The organism is Ferrimonas sp. SCSIO 43195, from assembly GCF_023716685.1.
In the GTDB taxonomy this organism is placed as follows: Bacteria; Pseudomonadota; Gammaproteobacteria; order Enterobacterales; family Shewanellaceae; genus Ferrimonas; species Ferrimonas kyonanensis.
Window position 1 is genome coordinate 3,875,857 of sequence record NZ_CP072679.1, and the last position, 19,427, is coordinate 3,895,283.

18 protein-coding genes are annotated in these 19,427 nt (G+C 60.1%); 11 read left to right on the forward strand and 7 right to left on the reverse strand.

Annotated features, from left to right (window positions below):
* Positions 1-15: 15 nt before the first annotated feature.
* From J8Z22_RS17860 to J8Z22_RS17870, 3 genes are all read right to left on the reverse strand, one after another.
* On the reverse strand, positions 16-627 hold the full coding sequence (locus J8Z22_RS17860; protein WP_035415477.1) for an alpha-ketoglutarate-dependent dioxygenase AlkB: 612 nt from the start codon (positions 625-627) through the stop codon (positions 16-18).
* A 28-nt stretch (positions 628-655) separates the two neighbouring features.
* On the reverse strand, positions 656-1,828 hold the full coding sequence (locus J8Z22_RS17865; RefSeq protein ID WP_028112138.1) for a glycerate kinase: 1,173 nt from the start codon (positions 1,826-1,828) through the stop codon (positions 656-658).
* 234 nt (positions 1,829-2,062) lie between these two features.
* On the reverse strand, positions 2,063-3,202 hold the full coding sequence (locus J8Z22_RS17870) for a sugar diacid recognition domain-containing protein (RefSeq protein WP_028112139.1): 1,140 nt from the start codon (positions 3,200-3,202) through the stop codon (positions 2,063-2,065).
* A gap of 157 nt (positions 3,203-3,359) precedes the next feature.
* Between J8Z22_RS17870 and J8Z22_RS17875 the strand changes: the two genes are divergently transcribed.
* From J8Z22_RS17875 to rhlP, 5 genes are all read left to right on the forward strand, one after another.
* Positions 3,360-4,466, forward strand: coding sequence for a methyltransferase (locus tag J8Z22_RS17875; RefSeq protein WP_252007324.1), 1,107 nt, complete (start codon positions 3,360-3,362; stop codon positions 4,464-4,466).
* 24 nt (positions 4,467-4,490) lie between these two features.
* Positions 4,491-5,045 carry a YajG family lipoprotein gene (locus tag J8Z22_RS17880; RefSeq protein WP_028112141.1) on the forward strand — a complete coding sequence of 185 codons (555 nt, stop codon included), beginning with the start codon at positions 4,491-4,493 and terminating at the stop codon, positions 5,043-5,045.
* A 13-nt stretch (positions 5,046-5,058) separates the two neighbouring features.
* The gene (locus J8Z22_RS17885; RefSeq protein WP_252007326.1) at positions 5,059-5,640 is read left to right on the forward strand and encodes a peptidylprolyl isomerase; all 582 of its coding nucleotides are present in this window, start codon (positions 5,059-5,061) and stop codon (positions 5,638-5,640) included.
* 4 nt (positions 5,641-5,644) lie between these two features.
* A complete protein-coding gene (locus J8Z22_RS17890; RefSeq protein WP_252007328.1) occupies positions 5,645-7,030 on the forward strand; it encodes an MFS transporter in 1,386 nt (461 codons plus the stop codon).
* Between the two features lie 108 nt (positions 7,031-7,138).
* Positions 7,139-7,966, forward strand: coding sequence for a rhombotarget lipoprotein (gene rhlP, locus J8Z22_RS17895; protein ID WP_252007330.1), 828 nt, complete (start codon positions 7,139-7,141; stop codon positions 7,964-7,966).
* A 70-nt stretch (positions 7,967-8,036) separates the two neighbouring features.
* Here rhlP and J8Z22_RS17900 read toward each other — a convergent pair whose 3' ends face one another.
* Positions 8,037-9,107 (reverse strand): permease, encoded by a 1,071-nt coding sequence (locus J8Z22_RS17900; RefSeq protein WP_252007332.1) that lies wholly within the window; start codon positions 9,105-9,107, stop codon positions 8,037-8,039.
* A gap of 316 nt (positions 9,108-9,423) precedes the next feature.
* Between J8Z22_RS17900 and J8Z22_RS17905 the strand changes: the two genes are divergently transcribed.
* Both J8Z22_RS17905 and J8Z22_RS17910 read left to right on the forward strand, forming a co-directional pair.
* On the forward strand, positions 9,424-9,675 hold the full coding sequence (locus J8Z22_RS17905; protein ID WP_028112149.1) for a VF530 family DNA-binding protein: 252 nt from the start codon (positions 9,424-9,426) through the stop codon (positions 9,673-9,675).
* 109 nt (positions 9,676-9,784) lie between these two features.
* Complete coding sequence (locus J8Z22_RS17910; protein WP_028112150.1) at positions 9,785-10,348, forward strand: chalcone isomerase family protein; 564 nt, start codon at positions 9,785-9,787, stop codon at positions 10,346-10,348.
* Between the two features lie 50 nt (positions 10,349-10,398).
* Here J8Z22_RS17910 and J8Z22_RS17915 read toward each other — a convergent pair whose 3' ends face one another.
* The gene (locus tag J8Z22_RS17915) at positions 10,399-10,947 is read right to left on the reverse strand and encodes a TetR/AcrR family transcriptional regulator (protein WP_252007334.1); all 549 of its coding nucleotides are present in this window, start codon (positions 10,945-10,947) and stop codon (positions 10,399-10,401) included.
* 174 nt (positions 10,948-11,121) lie between these two features.
* Between J8Z22_RS17915 and J8Z22_RS17920 the strand changes: the two genes are divergently transcribed.
* Both J8Z22_RS17920 and J8Z22_RS17925 read left to right on the forward strand, forming a co-directional pair.
* Positions 11,122-12,249: an efflux RND transporter periplasmic adaptor subunit gene (locus tag J8Z22_RS17920; RefSeq protein ID WP_084144341.1), complete on the forward strand. Its 1,128-nt coding sequence runs from the start codon at positions 11,122-11,124 to the stop codon at positions 12,247-12,249.
* Positions 12,246-15,332, forward strand: a complete 3,087-nt coding sequence (locus J8Z22_RS17925; protein WP_252007336.1) for an efflux RND transporter permease subunit — start codon at positions 12,246-12,248, stop codon at positions 15,330-15,332. The genes J8Z22_RS17920 and J8Z22_RS17925 overlap by 4 nt, the downstream gene beginning before the upstream one ends.
* A gap of 1 nt (position 15,333) precedes the next feature.
* Here J8Z22_RS17925 and J8Z22_RS17930 read toward each other — a convergent pair whose 3' ends face one another.
* Both J8Z22_RS17930 and J8Z22_RS17935 read right to left on the reverse strand, forming a co-directional pair.
* Positions 15,334-15,582 (reverse strand): YdcH family protein, encoded by a 249-nt coding sequence (locus J8Z22_RS17930; RefSeq protein ID WP_252007338.1) that lies wholly within the window; start codon positions 15,580-15,582, stop codon positions 15,334-15,336.
* Between the two features lie 119 nt (positions 15,583-15,701).
* Complete coding sequence (locus J8Z22_RS17935) at positions 15,702-16,256, reverse strand: hypothetical protein (RefSeq protein ID WP_028112154.1); 555 nt, start codon at positions 16,254-16,256, stop codon at positions 15,702-15,704.
* Between the two features lie 236 nt (positions 16,257-16,492).
* Here J8Z22_RS17935 and J8Z22_RS17940 point away from each other — a divergent pair, with 236 nt between their 5' ends.
* Both J8Z22_RS17940 and J8Z22_RS17945 read left to right on the forward strand, forming a co-directional pair.
* A complete protein-coding gene (locus J8Z22_RS17940; RefSeq protein ID WP_252007340.1) occupies positions 16,493-18,091 on the forward strand; it encodes a HAMP domain-containing sensor histidine kinase in 1,599 nt (532 codons plus the stop codon).
* Positions 18,088-19,419 carry a sigma-54 dependent transcriptional regulator gene (locus J8Z22_RS17945; RefSeq protein WP_252007342.1) on the forward strand — a complete coding sequence of 444 codons (1,332 nt, stop codon included), beginning with the start codon at positions 18,088-18,090 and terminating at the stop codon, positions 19,417-19,419. Before J8Z22_RS17940 ends, J8Z22_RS17945 begins: the two co-directional genes overlap by 4 nt.
* Positions 19,420-19,427: the final 8 nt, after the last annotated feature.

The following is a 19,427-nucleotide window of genomic DNA, read 5'->3' on the forward strand; positions in this document are numbered from 1 at the left end:
GCAGGGGCATTGGCATCAGTGCCAGAATCCGGGAATGATGTGGCGGAAGGTCAGGCTGATGCGCTCCTGGTCCACCCGCTTTCGAGCCGGTAACTGATGCTTACACTGACGCTGGGCCAGAGGCAACAGCTGCAGCAAGCTGCCGTGAGGCATGGTGAAATCCTGCTGCTGATGATCCTGGCTGCGCAACTGCAGCGGCCGCCCGGCGCCAAGGGAGACGATGGCCACTTGCGGCTGCTGCCCCATCTCGGGCTCGTTATCGCTGTGCCAGCCCATCTTGTCATCCCCGCTGCGATAGCGGTTGGCCAACACGGCATTGAAGCGGGTGCCACAATGCTGCGAGACATTGAACATCAGGGCATTCAGCCAAGGGGGCAGAGGTTGAGGTTTCAGCAGGGTACCGGAATAGCGGTAATCGCACTGGTGTTCGCCCAACCAGCACTGCATGCGCGGGATCTGGTGTCGACGTCCAAACACCTGCACGCTGGGTTGCTCCCAGGGCAGGGCCAGGCATCGCTCAAACAGCTGATCGCTTTGATCCCGAGTCAAAAATTGTGGCCAGTAGCGGGCCAGTTCACTGTCTTTCAGGTACAGCCGCTGCGGCACCTGGGCCTGATCAAGTATCATCTGTCACCGTATTCCTTTACCGGTCTGGCTAGGCTGCCGACGAACGAGCCCGCGTATAGAGGTTCATCTCCTGAGCCAGCACCAGGCTCATGGCCAGGTTTCTGGCGGTGCGTTCCACGTTGGTCTGTGCCTGGGCCAGCGCCTGCTGCAGAGGCACCGACGCCGGTACCACAGGGAATACCGCATCGATGCCATGCTCCAGCACCACATCGCTGTCGTCGGAGACGCAGCCGGCAATGGCGATCACCGGAATGTTCTGTGCCTTGGCGGCCCGGGCGACGCCAATGGGGGTTTTGCCATGAATGGTCTGGCTGTCGATGCGGCCTTCACCGGTAATCACCAGATCGGCGCCTTTGAGCTGCTCCGGCAGCGCCACGGCCTCCATGACGATATCGATGCCCGGCCGCAGTGAGGCGTTCAGCAGCCCCAACAGGGCAGCCCCCAGTCCTCCGGCGGCTCCGGCCCCGGCGGCGTGCTTGATGTCCCGCCCCAGTTGAGTCTTAATCAGATCCGCGTAATGACTGAGGTTGGCATCCAACTGCAGAATCATGTCTTCGCTGGCGCCCTTTTGCGGACCGAACACCCGTGACGCTCCACGAGGGCCGCACAACGGATTATTCACATCGCAGGCCACTTGCAAGGTAACCTGGGCCAGACGAGGATCCAGCCCCGACAGATCGATCTCGGTCAGTCCGGCCAGGGCACCACCGCCAAAGCCGGCGTCATTGCCACACACGTCCAGCATGCGCGCCCCCAGGGCCTGCACCATGCCCATACCGCCGTCGTTGGTGGCGCTGCCGCCAATGCCGACAATCAGGTGGCGAACCCCCAAATCCAGCGCCGCTCGAATCAATTCGCCGGTGCCAAAACTGGTGGTGATAAGGGGGTTTCTCTGCGCCGCCGGCACCAGATGCAGGCCGGAGGCCGCTGCCATCTCGATGACCGCAGTCTGTCCGTCTCCCAGAACGCCAAAGAAGGCATCGACCGGTTGGCCCAGCGGGCCGGTCACCTGTTGATGAACCAGGCGTCCACCGGTGGCATCCACCAGGGACTGCACCGTTCCTTCGCCGCCGTCGGCCATCGGCAACTTGTGAATGTCGGCGTCGGGCATCGCCTGCCGCAGGCCGGTTTCAATGGCACAGGCCACTTCCATGGCATTGAGGCTCTCTTTGTAAGAGTCCGGGGCGATGACAATTTTCATGGCGTGCAATCCTCACAGTCGGCCGACGATTCCCCCGAGAATCCCTGAGGGTAACCATAAGACGGGCCTTCGGCCCTTCCACAGCCGCGAAGCTGCGTCAATTACTATGGCACAGGCGGGAACCTTGTTCTTTGTACGGATGACTGAATATGAGGCGAAAAAATTTCCCCTTTTTTGTGCATTCGCACAATCCAAGTGGGGATTTTGCGCAAAATCAGGCCGATTTTACCCGGGTTAACGGTTCAACATCGCCAGATACAACCGGGTGCGATCGCTAAGGGTGTGGATATCCAGGCCGGTAATGCTGGACACCTTATCGAGGCGGTATCTCAGGGTGTTGCGGTGAATGTGCAAGGTGTCGCAGGTGCGGCTGAGGTCGCAATCCTGATCGAAGTAGTGATGCAGCGTTCGCAACAGACTGCCATTGCCATCGGCGGCTTGCAGCAGTTGCAAAGGCTGTTGCAGTTGCTGCTGGCGCCAGCTGTCCGCATTGAGGCCACTGAGCAACACCGGCAGGATATGATCCTGATAGAAAAGAACCTCACCATGATCACCGGCGGCATCCAGGGTGGCTTTGGCGGTCTGGTAGGAGCGGGCCAGCCCTCTCAGGCCGGGGAAAAACTCCCCCAGGGCGATGCGGATTCGAAACTGATCTTCGCCGCTGATCCGTTTCATCAGCTTATCCACTCGCTTGCGTTCGTTCTCCACCGACCAGCCTTCATCGGTCAACTCCACCGGCTTGAGCACCACCACTTCGTTGTCGGACACCGACGAGATCGCCACCAGATTGTCTCGCTGTGGGTACTCCAGCAACTGCACCAACCGCTGCAGGTGATGGTGGGACTGGCCATCGCGGTTATAGGGAAACACTTTGACGATGGCGGCGATACGAGGCTGAGTCAGGTCCAGCTGCAACCGGTCGGCCACCGACAACAACTGCGACTCATTGAGGCTCTGACCATGGGTCAGGCTGAGCACCAGCTCCTCACGATGGCGCTTACTCCACTGAATCTGATCCATCAGCGCCGCCTGCTCCACCACCAACTCGGCGGTCATCTTTACCAACTCACCGTAGTTGCTGACCTGCTCCGGCTTACCGGAGATGCCCACCACGCCGATGGGCTTACCCTGGAACAAGATCGGCAGGTTAATGCCCGGCAGCACCCCTTTTAGGCTGGCCGCCATGGCATCATCGATCTCCAACACCCGGTTGTCTCCCATCGCCAGGATGGCCCCTTCGTGGCGCTGATTGAGCCGGCGCGGATCACCGGAACCGATGATCCAGCCATTTTCGTCCATCACCACCACCGAAAACTTGATGATCTTCATGGTGCGTTCGACGATCTGTCGGGCAATGGTTTTGGTCAGTTGCATAGTGATTTTGAGTTGTTGAAGGACCCGGCCAGTGTGCCATGAGCGCCGGTCAGCGGCAATCGCTTCCCGGTCGAGCGCCAATTAAGCGCAGTTTGCCGTTTGGCGCCCCGGCCGACTTCTGCGACAATAGCGCCACCTACACTCTTTCCACGCCGCCATGTCCGAGACCCTGACCCTGGAGTCCCTCAGCCTGAGACTCCGCCGCTTCCCCGACACCCAGCACAGCGACTTGCTCGCCTGGGATGCCGCCGATGAACTGTTGATGCTCAATGCCCTGCCCGACGTCAGTGGCCAGTTGCTGATCATCAATGACCACTTCGGCGCCCTGGGCTGCGCCACTGCGGCACTCAATCCACTGTGGGTCAACGACTCATTCGTTGCCCATCAGGCACTGAAGCAGAACCTGGATCTCAATGCCCTGCCCCGGCCCAGCCATTGCCTGGCGGATCTGCAGCCACCACAGGCTGCCATCGAGCAGGTGTGGCTGAAACTGCCACGCAATTTGCGCTACCTGGAGTACATTCTGGACTGGCTCAATGGCCACCTGCCCGAGGGCACCAAGGTGATCATCGCTGCCCGGCTGAAAGAGATGCCTACCACCCTAAAAGGGCTTACCGAAGCCTACCTGGACGAGATTCAACCGTCTCGAATTCGCAAGAAAGCCCGTCTGCTGACGGGGCGGACCAGTGGCCGCCGAGCCACCAAGACGCTAAAGCAACGCTGGAGCGCCGACGATACCGGCTGGCAACTGGACAACTACCCCAATGTCTTTTCCGGCAACCGTCTGGATCTTGCCGCCCACCTGATGCTGCAACACATTCCCGGCGGTCATCGGCAGATCATCGACCTGGGCTGCGGTAACGGCGTGCTGTCTCTGGCGGCGGCCCGGGCCAACCCGGACGCGGTGGTACACGCGGTGGACGAATCCTGGCATGCGGTTAAAAGCTGTGGCGACAACCTGGGCCGCTACCTCGAACAGGGACAATTCCAGACCCATTGGGACGACTGCCTGACCCACTTCGATGGCGACAGCGTCGACCTGATCCTGTGCAATCCGCCGTTCCACCAACAGCAGGCCATCACCGATCACATCGCCTGGCAGATGTTTCGCGACGCCAAACGCACCCTGGCGCCCGGCGGCCGCTTAAGAGTCATCGGCAATCGCCATCTGGGCTACCACATCAAACTGATGCGGTTGTTTGGCAAGGTGGAAACCGTGGCAGCCAACGCCAAATTTGTTATTCTCGATGCCGTTAAACACTAACCATCTCACCAGTTAGGGACCCCTATGAACAAAATTCTGCTCATCGCCGCCGCCCTCCTGCTCGGCGGCTGTGCCTCGACCCCCAACACTCTGATTCTGTCTCCGGATGCCCCCATGGTCGCCAGCCACAGCCCCCAAGGCCAACTGCGGATGGAAACCGTCGATCATCGCAGCGAACAGTACCTGGTGGAGATTCGCAGTGGCGACGGCGCCGCTCAACTGCTGAGCCCGGCCGAGCCCCCCAGACAATTGCTGGACAACGGTGTGCGCAACGCCCTGACCCGAATGGGCTTTGACATTAACCCCGCCGCCAATACTCGAATGACCCTGTCGCTGGACCGACTGGTGATGGAGGTGAATCAGACCACCTTCAAGCACGACGCCAACAGCCAGTTGGACGCCACCGTGTTCATCGACAACAACGGCCGCCAGCTGACCAAACGCTTTACCGTGCGCAGCAACTTCAACGGTCCGCTGAAGCCGGACATGGCCCGCATCGAGCGCGAAATGAACGACCGCCTGACTCAGTTGATGACCGACATCGTCACCGACGCCGAAGTCCAACAGTACCTGCAATAAGGAGATGGCAAGGATGCGAACCCTGATCCCCCTGCTGCTGTCACTGTTCATCGGATCGGCCTGGGCCGATGCCATACAGAGTGACAACCTGTTCCCTCGGGTACAGATGCAGACCAGCAAAGGCACCCTGATCGTGGAACTGGATCGTACCCGGGCACCACTGACGGTGGACAACTTCCTCACCTACGTGGTCAACGGCGACTACGACAACACCGACTTTCACCGGGTGGTGGCCGGGTTTGTGGTTCAGGGCGGAGGCTACCGCGCCAATGGTGACGCCATCGCCGAACGGGCCACCATCTTCAATGAATCCGGTAACGGCCTGTCCAATGAGTACGGCAGCATCGCCATGGCACGGGAAAATGCGCCCCATACCGCCAGCAACCAGTTCTTCTTCAACCTGGACGACAACAGTCGCCTCGACCCGTCGCGGCGCCGCTGGGGATACGCGGTATTTGGCTCGGTCAGCGAAGGACTGGAGGTGCTCGACGCCATGGGCGAAGTGACCACCGAGTACGATCCGGACATGGGGGCCGACAGCAAGCCAGTCGAACCCCTGCTGTTGATCAAAGCCACCCTGTTACCGGAACAATAAGCCGATGATCGATCGCCTGCAGCAGCGCTTCGGCGCCTTTTCCGTCTACCTGCACAAGCGGGTATTGGTGCTGCTGGCGCTGGGGTTCTCTTCCGGCCTGCCACTGATGCTGGTGTTCGGCTCACTGTCTTTCTGGCTGCGGGAAGCGGGCATCGACCGCACCACCATCGGCTTCCTCAGCTGGGTGGCTATGGCCTACACCGTCAAGTTTCTGTGGGCACCGGTGGTGGACCGAATGCCGCTGCCGTTGGCAACCCGGCTGTTTGGCCGTCGCCGCAGCTGGATGCTGCTGTCGCAGTTGGGACTGGTCCTTGGCCTGGTCGGCATGGCCAGTTCCGATCCGACCCAGAACCTGACGGCACTGGTGGGCTTTGCCCTGATGGTGGCGCTGTGCTCGGCCACTCAGGACATCGTCATCGATGCCTTTCGCATCGAAACCGCGCCCGAAGAGATGCAGGGCGCACTGGCCGCCGCCTATCAAACTGGCTACCGCCTCGGCATGATGCTGGCCACCGCCGGCGCCCTGGCCATCGCCGCCTGGGCCGGCGGTGATGATGGGTACAATCCGGTGGGCTGGCAAACGGCCTACCTGGCGATGGCCGCCGCCATGAGCGTCGGCATCATCGCCACCTTGTTGGCCAAAGAGCCTCAGATCAACCCACAGCGATTGCAACTGGAGTCCCTGGACACGCTGGAGCGGCTGCTGCACCTGCCGCCACGGCTGCAGCGGTTACTGATGTGGGGCTACACCGCCGTCGTCTGCCCGTTTAAGGACTTCTTCCAACGCTTTGGCCGCCAGGCACTGCTGATCCTGCTGCTGATCGCCTGCTACCGCATCTCCGACGTGGTCATGGGGGTAATGGCCAACGTGTTTTACGTCGACATGGGCTTCTCCAAGGCCGAGATTGCCACCATCTCCAAGGTGTATGGGGTGATCATGACCATGGTCGGCGCCGCCGTCGGCGGCGTGCTCATCGCCCGATTCGGGACCCTGAAGATTCTGTTCGCCGGGGCCCTGGCCGTGGCCCTGACCAACCTGCTGTTTTCCCTTCAGGCGCTGGTGGGCTACAACACCACCTTACTGACGGTGGTGATTGCCGCCGACAGCTTCAGCGCTGGCATTGCCACCGCCGCCTTCATTACCTACCTGTCCAGCCTGACCAATGTGGCGTTTTCGGCCACCCAGTACGCGCTGCTGTCTTCGATGATGCTGCTGCTGCCCAAATTCCTGGCGGGCTTCTCCGGGGCCCTGGTGGACGCGGTCGGCTATCCGAGCTTCTTCCTGCTGTGCTGCTTGCTGGGGCTGCCGGTGCTGGTGCTGATTGCCCTCACCGCTCGCCATGGCAGCACCGATCCGGCGCCGGAGGCCGACGCTCCCCAGCAACAGTAATACCGTCACAGGGCTTTCCTTTATTGGCCAAATCGGATTAAATTCATCCAATAAATTCATAAGATTAGGTGTCTTAGCGCCTAGTCCCACCATCACCCTGGAGTCGTAATGAATCGTCAGTCCCTGGGAATCGCATTCATGGTACTGTTATTGAGTGCCTGCTCCCTCGTCGAATACAACACCAATGACAAAACCGTCTCCAGCAGCCTGGTCAGTTTCCTCTACCCGGATGAGCAGAGCCGGGTCGAGCATCAGCCGGCGTTGCCCAGGTTAACCCTGCCGGTAAAAGTCGGCTTAAGCTTCGTCCCCTCCAGCAGCTGGCACGACCAGGCCCTGAGCGATGCTGAGCAAATGGCGTTATTGGAACAGATCAAGGACGCGTTTACCCAGTACGACTACATCGATCGGATTGAGGTGATTCCCAGCACCTACCTGAAGGCCGGCAAAGGCTTCGAGACCCTGGACCAGCTATCACGGCTGTATGACATCGATGTCATGGCACTTGTGTCCTACGACCAGATCACCAAGAGCCAGGAGAACACCGCCTCACTGCTGTATTGGACCATTGTCGGCATGTACCTGATCGAAGGCAACGACCACTCCAGCCAGACCTTCGTCGACACCGCCGTGTTTGATATTCGCAGCCGTACCCTACTGTTTCGGGCACCGGGCCTGAGCAAGCTGGACGCCAGCTCCAGCGCTGTGCACCGCAAAGGCGAACTGGACAAGCTGTCCATGGAGGGCTTCACCCAGGCCGTGGCACAGATGACCGTCAACCTGGACCAGGAACTGCACCGCTTTGAAACTCGGGTGAAGGAGGAAAAGATTGCTCAGGTAGAGACGAAACCGGGCTACAGCGGTGGCGGCCTGGGCGGGGTCGTGCTGCTGGCCGGAACCCTGCTGGTTGGCTGGCGACGCCACTGCCTGATCCCCTGATCGGCACCACGACTGGCAATCGGCCTGGATCACACCACGCCGGCATTGCGCCGGCGTGGTGCCTGTTGCCTTAAGCGAACAGGAAGGAGTACAGGAACCCGGCGCCGATGGCCATGGTCAGAATCACGGTGACAAAAGCTACAATCATTTGATTCTTAAAGATCGATTTCAGCAGAATCACCTCGGTCAGGCTGGCTCCGGCACTGCCGATGATCAACGCCATCACCGAACCCAGCGCCATCCCTTTGGCCACCAGTGCCGAACTCAGCGGAATCACCGCCTCGGCCCGAATGTACAGCGGAATACCGATGACGGCGGCAACCGGAATCGCGTACCAGTTACCGGCACCGGCGTACTTGGCAATCAGATCGGTGGGAATGAACCCATAGATCAACGCCCCCAACGAGATGCCCAGCATCAGGTAAGGAAACACCTGTTTGAAGTCTTTCCAAGTCGCATGCCACAGACGCAGCCAGCGATTTTCCTTAACCACCTCGACACTGCCACAGGCGGTCGCCGTGCCGCAGCCGTCGGCAGCCACCGTCACCTGTGGCTCGGCAGACGCGCAGCAACTGCTGGTCGCCTGAGGTACCGGGGCACTGTCACAGCAGCCCCCGCTGGTTGTCTTGGCGGCCGTTTCGCCACAGCCACCGCTGGTGCCGCAACTGCTGCCACTGCCGGCGGCTTCATAGGCTTCCGGCTTCACATAACGTTCAAAGCCCAGTTTCTCTAACAGGATCCCGGCAGTGACCGACACTGCCATGGCCACCACAAAGTAGAACGCCGCCACCTTGATGCCAAAAGTCACCACAAACAGGCCGATGATCACCGGATTCAGCAGCGGGCTGGAGAACAGAAACACCATCATGGGTCCAAAACCCGCCCTGGCCCGAAGCAACCCTTTGAGGAACGGGATGGTGGAGCAGGAGCAAAACGGGGTAATGGAACCCAGCAGCGCCGCCACGATGTACCCCTTGCCCTTACGGGAACTCAGAATCGACTGAATCTTTTCCGGAGTCAAAAACTCCTGCAGCACGCCGACCAGATAGCTGATCACCAGGAACAGGATGATCAACTCGGTAGCAAGAAAGGCAAACATGTTGGCCGCCTCTTTGGCCATGGTCATAAATTCGGGACTCATAACAAGCTCTCAATCATTTCGAAGAATGTCGAAATATTAGACCTCCCTAAATATCGCCGTCAAGCTATTATTTCCACTATTTTGGAATTGTGGAATATCACATTGAAAGTAATGATTAAAAAAGAGGTGATCGTGGCAGCCACATGGTCGATACCAGTGACAACAGAGAACCGGTCGCATCTTGGTTCACTAGGCTTCGACGATAAGCGCTGTCCCCAACAAAAATCTCCGCTCAGATCCTAACTGACGGCAAAACTCCATCGTCAATTTTGCGCCTATGCTAAACTGGCGCCTTGTCATCCAGCAAGGCGCCACCATGAGCCACTCCCAACCCAATAACCCCCTGCACGGCGTTAAGCTGCAAACCATCGTCGAAGATCTGGCCGAATATTATGGCTGGACCGAGCTCGGTCGCCGCATTCCAGTCAACTGCTTCAACAGCAACCCGTCGGTGAAATCCAGCCTCAAATTTCTGCGCCGCACTCCCTGGGCAAGAGACAAAGTCGAACAGCTGTATCTGGACTCGCAACAGGACATCAACGACTGGCGCCAACAGCACCCAAGCTGAAACAACTGGTATAACCAGTTGAGTTGCCAGAGATCGACACTTGTTCGCATCGAGCTGACCTGTTATCACTGCTGGCAATCCTTACTCAACTCATAAGAAGTCGTTGTTTATGAAGAAACTCACCCTGATTGCCGCCCTCACTGCCGGCCTGTCACTCTCGGCCGTCGCCGCCACCGACATCGCCGGTGTCAAGGTCAACGACCAGATCCAGCTGCAGGGTAAGCCCCTGACCCTCAGCGGCGCAGGCATCCGCTCTAAGTTCTTCATGGATCTTTACGTCGGCTCCCTCTACAGCGCCGCGACTGGGGTGGACGCCGACAGCGTCATTCACGGCGAGCACGCCAGTGCCATTCGCCTCAACATCGTTTCCGGGCTGATCACTTCCGATAAGATGATCGACACCATCGAAGAAGGCTTTGAAAATGCCGCTGGCGACGACTTCGACGCCCTCAAGCCGCAGATCGACCGCTTTATTGCCGTCTTCAATGACAAGATCGTCGAGGGTGACCAGTTCACCCTGCTGTCGCTGCCCGGTGTCGGGGTCGAAGCCTATAAGAACGGACAATTGCTGACTCTGGTAGAAGGCGAACGCTTCCGTCAGGCGCTACTGGGAATCTGGCTGGGCAATAAACCGGCCGACAAAGACCTCAAGCAGGAGATGTTGGGCCAATAACTCCGTGGCACCTTGATGATCAGAAACGGACGCCGACGCGTCCGTTTTTTTTATCGACCAGGAGGCCGGTAGCCCGCCAGAAACAGACTCACCGTCTGCCGCAGGTAGTCATCGCGTTGACGAGCGTCCATCACCTGCTCCAATCCCAACTCACCGCGCATCTTATCCATGGTCTGCAACATCAACAGCAACTGCTGTGCCGCAAACAGGCAGTTGGGGATCGCCAGGATTCCGCGCTGATTCAACTGGGTCAGATAGCCCAGCATCAACGCCTGCATGCGGCTGGGGCCGGCGCCATAGTAAAGCTCGGATAACTCCGGGTGAGTTTCGGCACTGCGAACGCAGGAACAATAGATATGACGCGCTTCGTGACTGAGCACCATGTCGCTGAACCTGTGAGCAAAATCCAGCAGCACTTCGGCCGGTTCGGCGTCGAGATCAAAGCCTTCCGGGGTCATCTGATGGCTGCTGCAGCGGCTCTCGATGCAGTGGACAAACAGGTCGTTTTTGTTACCAAAATGAGAATACACCGTCTGCTTAGAGACCCCGGCCCGTTCAGCCACCTCGTCCATGGAGGTGGTTTCCAGCCCGTTCTGCATAAAGAGTTCGGTGGCAGCTTCCAATATCTGGCAGCGTTTTTTGCTCTTCCTGTCGCAACCTGCTGATCCCATAAGCCCTCACAATAAAGTTACAACTAATTTACAAATCATACTGGACAGTCTAGTTTGATTCTACCAAACTAGACTCACTAGTCTAATTGTAAAGTGGTTGTTATGACAAGATTCCCATGGCTGACGGCCACAATGCTGGCCCTGACACTAAGCGGCTGCCAGCAGCCCGCTCCTCAGGCGGTGGATAAGGCACCCGCCGAGGTGTATGCCCGGTCGATTCAGATGCAAACCAGTTACCCGATCACCCATCGCTTTGTCGGCCGGGTCTACCATCCGCTCACCAGTGAGATCGGCTTTGAACCCTCAGGCACCGTCGATCGAATCGCCGTCGATCTGGGGCAAACGGTGAGACAGGGGCAAACCCTGGCCACTCTGGATACGCGACTGTTGCACAGCGAGGCGGATCAGCTTCGAGCCTCTCTGGCGCAGAATCAGGCCGATCTGTCCCTGACCCAAGCCACCCTCAAGCGGCAGTTATCCCTGTCCAAACAAGGCTACCAGTCAGAACAGCAGCTGGATGAACTTCGCAGCCAGCAGGCCCAACTGCAGGCCCGACGCCAGCAACTGCAAGCCAACCTGCAATCGGTGGACATTCGGTTGCAAAAAAGCACCCTCACTGCGCCCTACGCCGGCACCATAGTCCAACGTCATCTGACTCAAGGTCAGGTCACCGGCAATGGCCAGCCCGCCTTTACCCTGGTGCCCGACGGCGCCGCCGAAGCCCGGGTCGGACTGCCGGTACGGCTGCTGTCGCGGCTGCCATTGGATCACCCGTGGCGCGCCAGCATTGATGGCCAACCTCTGGCACTGGACTACATCGGCCGCAGCGTCGAAGTGGATCCCACCACCCGCACCGTTACCCTCAGGTTTGCCTTAAGTCCAGAACAGAAATTACTCAATGGTCAGCTGATGTACCTGGAGGTGGAAGAGCAGATCACCGCCGTCACCGCTCAAGTGCCGCTAACCGCCCTGACGGCCGGACTACGAGGGCTGTGGAATCTGTACGTGCTGGAGGACCTGGGCGACGACAGCTATCAGATCAGTCGCCGCGACGTTCGAGTGCTGCATGCCGATCAGCACCACGCCTGGGTCGAAGGGGCCATCAGCAATGACGATCGACTGATCACCACCGGCCTGCAGCGACTGGTCAGTGGCCAGCGGGTCAGAGTCATCGACGATCAGTCCCAGTTGGTGGTCAGTCAGACCACGGTGCTGGAGGGCACGTTGTGATTCGGGCCCTGGTTCAAAACCCCAGAGTCGCCGCCCTGCTGACGGCCTTGCTGCTGGTCAGTGGTCTCAGTGCTCTCTCCAATCTGCCCCGCACCGAAGACCCTAACCTCACCAATCGAGTGGCCGCCGTCATCACCCCCTACCCCGGCGCCACCGCAGAGCGGGTCGAAGCCCTGGTCACCGAGCCGCTGGAAGCGTCATTGCGACAACTGGATGAGATCAAAAACCTCACTTCGACCTCTCGTCCCGGCATCTCGGTGGTCACCATTGAACTGCAGGATCGGGTTATGGACGCCGACCCGGTCTGGTCCCGGGCCCGGGATCTGATCGCCGATACCGCACCGACGCTGCCCCAGGGCACCGCGTCACCGACCCTGGACGATCAACTGGCCTATGCCTTTACCCGCATCTTTGCTTTCACCTGGCAGGGACAAGGCCTGGCGGACGCCACCATATTGGGCCGCTATGCCGACGAACTGGCCAGCCGCTTGCGGTTGGTGCCGGGCACCGATTTCGTTAAGGTGCTGGGCAAGATGGAGGAGGAGATACTGGTCAGTATCGACGACGCCGAGTTGTATGCCCTGGGACTTTCCATCGACGATCTTGCCGCCCAGATTCGGGCCGCCGACAGCAAAACCGCCTCCGGTAACCTCGAGGGTAACCGCATCAGGGCTCAGTTAGAGGTCTCCGGCGAGCTGGTGTCTCTCAACCGCATTCGTCAGGTTCCGCTGCGACCGGGTGATCAATTGCAGACCCTGAGGGTGATGGACGTGGCCAGTGTCAGTCGCAGCGCCAAGTGGCCACCTCAGGAGCTGGTTCTCAGCCAGGGACAACAAGGGGTGCTGGTGGCGGTACGCATGCTGCCGGACACTCGCATCGACCGCTGGAACGATCAGGTGGAACAGACGCTGGCGCAGCTGACACCGCTGCTCTCAGGCAACGTCAGCCTGGACACCCTGTTTAATCAGCAAGGTTACACCGAGGTTCGCCTCAGCGAATTGGTGGGCAACCTGGGGCTGGGCTTCATGCTGATCCTGGCGGTGCTGCTGGTGACCCTGGGCTGGCGCAGTGCCCTGCTGGTGGCCTTTGCCCTGCCGGTCACCGTGCTGTTTACCCTGTTCTGCATGCAGCTGTACGGACTGCCAATACACCAGATGTCGGTCACCGGTCTGGTGGTGGCCTTGGGGATCATGGTGGACAACGCCATTGTGGTGGTCGATGCCATCGGTCAACGCCGCAGTCGCGGCATGAGTGGCGTCGAAGCGGTGACGGCCACGGTGCGCCAGTTCTGGCTGCCACTGCTCAGCTCCACCCTGACCACGGTGCTGGCGTTTGCCCCCATCTTCCTGATGCCCGGCCCGGCTGGCGAGTTTGTCGGCGGCATTGCCCTGGCGGTGAGCTTTGCCCTGGTGGGATCCTACCTGGTTTCCCTGACCCTTATCGCCGGCCTCGGCGGCCGCTTTATCGGTCCCCGGCAAGGCAACCACTGGTGGCAGCAAGGCATAACCCTACCCTGGCTGGGGCAGGCGCTGCGCCGCACCCTGGCCATCGCCCTCGCCTGGCCAAAACTGACGCTGTTGGCGATGCTGATGATGCCGGCGACCGGCTTCTGGGCTGCGGGCCAGATGACGGAACAGTTCTTTCCCGCGGCCGACCGCGACATGTTTTATATCGAGGTGTTCATGCCTCAGCAAGCCAGCCTGCCCAACACCGTCGAAGCGGTCAGCGAGCTGGACAACTGGCTGCGCCAGCAAGCGGGGATTGAACAAACCAGCTGGACCTTTGGCCGCAACAGCCCGTCGTTCTACTACAACCTGTTGCAGCGTCGTCGCGGTGCCGCCAACTACGCCCAGGGGATGATCACCGCCACCGACTTCGAAGTGGCTAACCGGCTGATTCCACAGTTACAAAAGCAGTTAGATAGCCGCCATCCACAGATGCAGATTCTGGTCCGCAAGCTGGAGCAGGGCCCGCCATTCAACGCCCCCATCGAACTGCGGGTCTATGGTCCGGAGCTGGATCAGCTGACTCAACTGGGGGATCAACTGAGGCTACTGCTGAACCGGCAGCCGGACATTACCCAGACCCGCGCCACCCTCACCAGCGGCGCCGCCCGGGTCAAACTGGCCATCGACGAGGAAGCCAGCCTGGCCAACGGCCTGACCCTGTCTCAGGTCGCCGGGCAACTGCGGGCCTCCATGGACGGTGTGGTGGGCGGCACGGTTCTCGAAGGAGTCGAAAACCTGCCGGTACGGGTGCGACTCAATGCCCGGGATCGTAATCAGGCGGCGGATCTGGGGTCAGTACAGCTGATCAGCGCGTCGGCCAACCCCACCATGCTGCCGCTGTCGGCGGTATCACAGATGAGCATCGAGTCCGGCCGGGCCGCCATTCCCCGGCGCAATGGCCAGCGCATCAACAGTATCGAAGGCTATCTGGTGGCCGGTGTTCTGCCCTCCAAGGTGTTGGATGAGATCGATGCCGAGCTGGCCCAGTTTCGCCAGTCACTGCCGGCGGGATACCGGCTGGAGATTGGTGGCGAAAGCGCCAAGCGGGATCAGGCGGTGGCCAAGCTGATGTCGTCGGTCACCATCATCATGGTGCTGCTGATCAGCGTGGTGGTGCTCAGTTTCAACTCGTTCAGGCTGACCACGGTGATTCTGGCCAGTGCCGGTCAGTCTGCCGGTCTGGGGCTGCTGTCGGTATACCTGATGGGCTTTCCCTTTGGATTTAACGTCATCAACGCCCTGATGGGCTTGGCGGGTCTGGCCATCAACGCGGCCATTGTGATTCTGGCGGAGCTGGAGGAGAACCCGAAGGCCAGTGATGGCGATCCCCAGGCGATCATCGATACCGTGGTAGGCTGTGGCCGCCACATCGGCTCCACCACCATCACTACCTTTGGCGGCTTCCTGCCGCTGATACTGGCCGGAGGCGGCTTTTGGCCGCCGTTCGCGGTGGCCATCGCAGGAGGAACCCTGCTGACCACCTTCCTGTCCTTTGTGTTTGTGCCGGCCTGTTACCTGCTGATTCGGGGACGACGACGCCCCCAACCCCGGCCAGCGCTGGCGGCAACGGCCTGATTCAGCGGCCGCTGCCATTGATGATGCGGTTGTAGAGCTGATCTTTCAGCTCTACCCGCCGACTCTTCATGCGATTAAATTCGGTGTCACTGGTGGGGACGTCGTTCATCTCCAGGCCGCGAATGCGGTGATCCAGGTTGTGGTACTCTCTGGCCATGGACGCAAATTCGTCATCCTGATGCTTCAAGGTGTGGATCCGATCCTTATAATCCGGAAATTCATCCAGCAGGCTGTGGCTTTCTCCAAGCATGGCGGGCTCCTTTGTGTGAGCGTGAACGGTGCTATAAAGTTAGTCAAGGATCGTCGTCACTACCAGAGCCCATAGGCCCCGGCGCCCCCACCACACCAACACAAAGAAGCTAACTGTCTCTATTTCACCGCCTTATCATCCAAAGCCCGACGCAAACGTTGCACCTCCTCCTCGCTGAACGTCTGCTCGCGGATCAGCGATTCCACCATGGCCGCCTTGTGCTGGTGCCAGTGCTGCAATTGCTGGTGCCCCTGCCTCTCCAACTCCGCCACCAAGGCCTGGGCCTGGGCCGCCATCCGCTCCCCCTCCAGGGCCAGAGTTTGTTGCAGCTGCTGCAGTTGCGCCCGCTCGGGCAACTCCGGCAGCTCAATCACCCGCACCCGCGCCGAGCGTGCATCGTCACTGAGCCACAGAGACCACTGCCCCGGCTGCGCCGCCATTGCCTGCAAGCGATGCAACCAGCTATCCCGGATTGACGGCTCCAACGTCGCCAGCAAGGCCTCCACCCGGCGCCAGTCCGGGGACGCCGAATCCAGGCTGAGATGACTGCGTTCGCCGACATCTTCAAAGGCCAGTGACAACCCGCCCTCGGCCTGTCGGGCGGTCAGCGACGCGGCCCCGGCTGCGGCCGACACCGACAGTACTGCCACAATGGCCAGATATCTTAATGTCATGAAGTGCTCCTTGTTCGAGGTAAACCCAACCTCAGCTAAGAAAGAAGCGTGCCAAGGTCGCCGGGGCCCGTATGTGCGCATCTGGGGCGCCATCGGCAGGCCTTCGCTCCCCATATGGGTCGCCCCTCTCCTCATATGAGCACCTACCGGCCTTGCCAGTGGTTCCTCGCGCCCAGCCGTGCTAACGTCGGCTTTGGCACGAGTCTTGATGGGCAATCCTTACGGAGGAGGAACCGATGTCCCTGAAACGTTACCTGATGATCGCCTTTGGCTCGCTCATATTGCTGTTTACCCTGATGCAGTGGCTGCTGATCCAGCAGCTCACCGGCGAATTTCGCGCCCAGCTGGCCAACCGCTCCGAAACCGTGGCTCAGCAGGTCGCCGAAGTCACCATCGACACCCTGCTGCCCACCGAATCACTGACGCTGCCAACCATGGCTCCCCTTGCGGCGACGGCCCCGCGGCCATCGGAGCCACTTCAGCCCGAGGCGGTGCCGAATCAACCGATCCAATTGAATGCCGACATTGAGGCGGAGCTGCAGCGGGCGCGAGCCCAACTGGCCGAAGAGGAACAACGACAGCAGCAACGATTACAACAGCAACAACAGCAGATTGCCGACATCGAACAACGACTGGAGCGGGTTCACTCCCAACTGGAGCTGGAAGCCCACGAAAACGAGCTGCAACATCGCTTGCATCGGCTGCAGCAAACCGAGATGACCATCGACGCTCTCAGCGACGCCGGCGACTTTCTGTCCCAGCAGCAGGTGGAGGAGATTCGCGCCGCCGCCGAACGTGCCCGCGACGCATTGAAACAGCAAGCCAAGCAGATCCAGGTGGTGTTTCCGGATCAACAAGACCAGTTAATCATTAAAGGCCTGGGGGCTAACCTGGCGGTGCCGCTGGATTGGCAACCGCAGCAACAGATGCTGAACCGCTTCGTCGAACGGGTGCTATTGGTGCTGCTCATCGGTGCATTGTTGAGCCTGATCGGCGTGGTGCTGCTGTCACGCAAACTGGCGCAGCCACTGGAGCAACTGGATGAGGGCTGCCAGCGCCTGTCCCGGGGCGAACTGGGATTGCAGCTGCGCCGCAGCGGTACCCAGGAAACCCGCCGCGCCATCGACACCTTTAACCACATGAGCACCGAGCTCAAACGCAGTCAGGACCAACAGCAGCAGTTTCAGCAACGCCGGCACCTGGCCGAACTCGGCGAGATCACCCGGGGCATCGCCCACGCGCTGCGAAACCCTCTGCACACCATCGGCCTTCTGCTCGACGGCCTGCCCTCGGAGCAGGAACGGCTGAAAGGACAGATTGCCGCCAAACTGGAACACCTGGACACCAGCCTGTCGGCACTGTTAACCCTGTCCAGCAATGGCCTTGACCGTACCCAGACGGTGAAGCTGTTCCCCCTGGTGGAAGAGGTGAGGCTGGAGCTAAGCCAGGCCCAACACCCGGTTCACTTTGACAATCAGCTGCCCGAACAACTGACCGTGGCCGGAGCAGAGATCGAACTGCGAACCATACTGCATACCCTGATGGCCAACGCCCAGCAGGCCTCGCAACCGGATCAATGGGTGCGCATCCACAGCAGTCACAGCCAGGGACACCACTACATCTGGGTAGAGGACCAGGGCTGCGGACTCAGTGACGAGATTCGTCCACACCTGTTTGAGCCCCACCAGACCACCAAGCCCGAAGGCGCCGGCATGGGGCTGTACATCGCCCGCCGCATCGCCCGACTGTGGTATCAGGGCGACATCCTAATCGAAGAGCAACCGCAGGGATTGCGGGTCGGATTGGCCCTGCCACAACAGAGAGACACTCCATGAGCACCAATAGCGGACAGCGCATTTTACTGTTAGAAGACGATGCCACCCAGAGGGCATTATTGCAGCAGATGCTGCAACAGGCCGGACACCAGGTGGCGGCAGTGGCCGACGCCGACAGCGCCTGGCAGCAGCTGACTCAGGGTGAGTGGCAGATCCTGTTCAGCGACTGGAAGCTGGCCAGGGGGGATGCCGGCGCCGTCATCGCCCGGGCCCGGCGCCAATTCCCCACTCTGGGGATCATTGTCGCCACCGCCTACGGCTCCATCGACCATGCGGTGGAAGCGATCAAGATCGGTGCCGACGATTACCTGCCCAAGCCGTTTCAAAAACCGGCCATGCTGCTGGCCATCGACAAAGTCGCCCGCCAGCATCAATTAAAAGAGGCCAACCAGCGACTCAACAACCAATTGCAGCGGCACAATCAACTGCTGGATATGGTAGGCGGCAGCGCGGTAATGACCCGGCTGTATCAGCGCATCGAGCGCATCAGTGCCATCAATACCACGGTGCTGATTCAGGGGGAAAGCGGCACCGGCAAGGAGTTGGTGGCCCAGGCGATTCATCGTCTGTCACAACGAAGTGGTGCCTTTATCGCCCTGAACTGCGGTGCCATTCCCGAAAGCCTGGCGGAATCCGAGCTGTTTGGCCATGAAAAAGGGGCCTTTACCGGGGCCTTCGGCGCCAAAGCCGGCAAACTGGAAGCGGCTCAGGGCGGCACCCTGTTTCTGGATGAGATTGGCGAGTTGCCACTGACCCTGCAGACCCGGCTGTTGCGGGTGTTGCAGGAGGGCCGGGTCACCCGCATCGGCAGCCATAAAGAGATTGAGCTGGACATTCGGGTAGTGGCAGCCACCAACCGGGATCTGCTGGAGGAGGTTCAGGCACAGCGGTTTCGCCAGGATCTGTACTACCGCCTTAACGTCATTCCGGTCAGCCTGCCGCCGTTGCAGCAACGCCGGGAAGACATCCCGTCACTGGCCGAGCACTTTTTGTGTCATTTCAGCGACAAGTATCAGCAGCCGAAGCCCCAGTTGTCGGCGGCCGAACTGACGGCATTGGAGAACCACGACTGGCCCGGCAATGTGCGTGAATTGAGTAATTGTATGGAGCGGTTTGTGTTGCTGCAGGAGTTGGATCTGCAGCCAATTCGCTGCCAGGGCAGCATCGAACTGCCCGAGGCCGGCCTCAACTGGGAGAGCGTCGAAAAAGCCTACCTGCAGGCGGCGCTGGATCGTTCCGGAGGCAACCGAACCGAGGCGGCACGACTGCTGGGACTGGGTTACAAGGCCTTTTTGTACCGTTCCGAGAAATACGGATTAGGCCAGTAACCCGATGC